At 57.2% G+C, this 561-nt stretch carries 1 protein-coding gene; it reads left to right on the top strand.

Annotation, left to right across the window (positions count from 1 at the left end; all coding sequences use genetic code 11):
* Window positions 1-201: hypothetical protein (locus GWC77_RS29305; RefSeq protein WP_217283466.1), on the top strand; the 201-nt coding region annotated here is incomplete at its 5' end.
* Window positions 202-561: the final 360 nt, after the last annotated feature.

Genomic DNA, 561 nt, shown 5'->3' with positions numbered 1-561 from the left:
CAACATGCGCCGAGCGTCAATCAACAAACGCTTGTCAGCGTCAATCAACATCGGCATCATCAACCTCGCCGCGACATTCTCATCTTGTTTGTCGCGCGTCTCTCATCCAGATTGTCGCGCCACAGGCTGCAGGACAAGCACGGCGGGAAGTCGCGCCGCAAATGGCGCAAGCTGCATGTGGCCGTCTGTCAAATGACATAAAGTCGTCTGCCCCGAAGGACCAGTTTATAAGGCGCGGCGAGCAGTGCTGGACAGTTTTACGTCATTTTGGATGAGAGCGTGCAAAATTTGGGGAGGTCGATTTCTTCATCGACTCCCTGGTCTACGGCATGGTTGAACGGTCTGTTCTGCCCGTTGGCCGCTGCCTGCCGACACCCTCCTAATGCATTTGCCCTGACGCGAGGCCGCCATCTCGAGCGCCGAGATGCGGCGCGGGGTTGTGTCGCGATAACGGAGCCATGACGAGCAAGCGGCGATTCGCTTAGGAGTCCTTACATAAGCAGCGAATAGAACTGCGCGGCGACCGTTCGAGTGGCGTGGTCACCCTTCATTTGGCCTTTG

This window comes from Paraburkholderia sp. NMBU_R16, from assembly GCF_013282575.1.
Lineage (GTDB): Bacteria > Pseudomonadota > Gammaproteobacteria > Burkholderiales > Burkholderiaceae > Trinickia.
This window is presented reverse-complemented; position numbering and strand designations above follow the sequence as displayed.